The following is a 1695-nucleotide window of genomic DNA, read 5'->3' on the forward strand; positions in this document are numbered from 1 at the left end:
CGTTCAACAAACACCACAAAGAAAGTCACTGCAAACACTAAAACTGCAACCAACAGCAACAGGAGGAAGTGCAGGTCGCCTTGCCGAGCTTGTTCGATAGTATGGGCAATCGCTGGCGGGAGACCCGCTACGATACCTGCAAAGATTATGATGGAAATACCGTTACCGATACCTCGTTCAGTAATCTGCTCCCCCAGCCACATCAGGAACATTGTCCCGGTCACTAAGCTCACAACTGCAGTAAAGTAGAACGCAAAGCCTGGATTTAACACCAGACCCTGCATACCAGGCATGTTCGGCAGACCGGTTGCAATACCGATTGACTGAAACACTGCCAATACCAGCGTACCGTAACGGGTGTACTGGCTAATCTTACGACGGCCAGCCTCCCCTTCTTTCTTTATTTCAGCTAACGCTGGATGAACCACCGTTAACAGCTGGATAATGATCGATGCCGAAATATACGGCATGATCCCCAGAGCAAAGATTGAAGCACGGCTAAGGGCACCACCAGAGAACATATTAAACATTTCAATGATGGTACCTCTTTGCTGCTCGAGCAATTTGGCAAGTACAGTGGCATCAATACCAGGGATCGGAATAAAAGAGCCGATACGGAAAACAATCAGCGCACCGATAACAAACAAAAGTCTGCGCTTCAGTTCGCCTAGTCCACCCTTGGCACTTTGAAAATCTAATCCCGGTTGCTTAGCCATCTGCTACTTATTCCTCAATTTTACCGCCAGCAGCTTCGATAGCAACACGAGCGCCTTTGGTGACACGCAAACCACGCAGAGTTACCGCACGACCGACTTCGCCAGAAAGGATTACTTTCGCGAACTCGATCTGGATACCAACCACGTTAGCGGCTTTCAGCGCGTTCAGGTCGATCACGTCGCCTTCCACCAGAGCCAGTTCAGACAGACGAACTTCTGCCGTGATCATAGCTTTGCGGGAGGTGAAGCCGAATTTCGGCAAACGACGATATAAAGGCATCTGACCACCTTCAAAACCACGACGTACGCCACCACCAGAACGTGAGTTCTGACCTTTGTGACCACGACCGCCGGTTTTACCCAGGCCAGAACCAATACCACGACCTACACGCCTTGGCGCTTGTTTGGCACCATCAGCCGGAGACAGAGTATTTAAACGCATCTCTTACTCCTCAACCTTAACCATGTAGGAAACCAGGTTGATCATACCGCGTACAGCAGGAGTATCCTCGCGCTCAACGGTGTGACCAATACGACGCAGACCCAGGCCCAGCAGAGTAGCTTTATGCTTCGGCAGACGGCCAATGGAACTGCGAGTTTGTGTAACTTTAATAGTCTTTGCCATGGTTAATTACCCCAGAATTTCTTCAACGGATTTACCACGCTTGGCAGCGACCATTTGTGGGGATTTCATATTTGCCAAAGCATCGATAGTTGCACGAACCACGTTGATCGGGTTGGTGGAACCATAAGCTTTAGCCAATACGTTATGAACCCCTGCAACTTCCAGGACGGCGCGCATTGCACCACCGGCGATAATACCGGTACCTTCGGAAGCCGGCTGCATGAACACACGGGAACCCGTATGAGCACCTTTAACAGGATGCTGCAGGGTGCCGCTATTCAGCGCGACATTCATCATGTTGCGACGGGCTTTTTCCATCGCTTTCTGGATCGCTGCCGGAACTTCGCGTGCTTT

Annotated in this window: 4 protein-coding genes; all 4 read right to left on the reverse strand. The window is 50.6% G+C overall.

The window, feature by feature from the left end:
- Window positions 1–716 (reverse strand): preprotein translocase subunit SecY (locus AC1DUO_RS24685; RefSeq protein WP_477989253.1); only part of this gene is annotated, 716 nt, incomplete at its 3' end.
- Between the two features lie 7 nt (window positions 717–723).
- The gene (gene rplO, locus AC1DUO_RS24690) at window positions 724–1158 is read right to left on the reverse strand and encodes a 50S ribosomal protein L15 (protein WP_013573702.1); all 435 of its coding nucleotides are present in this window, start codon (window positions 1156–1158) and stop codon (window positions 724–726) included.
- Between the two features lie 3 nt (window positions 1159–1161).
- Window positions 1162–1341: a 50S ribosomal protein L30 gene (gene rpmD / locus AC1DUO_RS24695; protein WP_013573701.1), complete on the reverse strand. Its 180-nt coding sequence runs from the start codon at window positions 1339–1341 to the stop codon at window positions 1162–1164.
- Between the two features lie 6 nt (window positions 1342–1347).
- Window positions 1348–1695 (reverse strand): 30S ribosomal protein S5 (locus AC1DUO_RS24700; RefSeq protein WP_477989255.1); only part of this gene is annotated, 348 nt, incomplete at its 5' end.

The organism is Rahnella sp. P4_A8 (genome assembly GCF_056402435.1).

Coding starts and splice junctions, on each gene's coding strand:
- rplO (WP_013573702.1), bottom strand. CDS start 1,158: ATGCGTTTAAATACTCTGTCTCCGGCTGATGGTGCCAAACAAGCGCCA.
- rpmD (WP_013573701.1), bottom strand. CDS start 1,341: ATGGCAAAGACTATTAAAGTTACACAAACTCGCAGTTCCATTGGCCGT.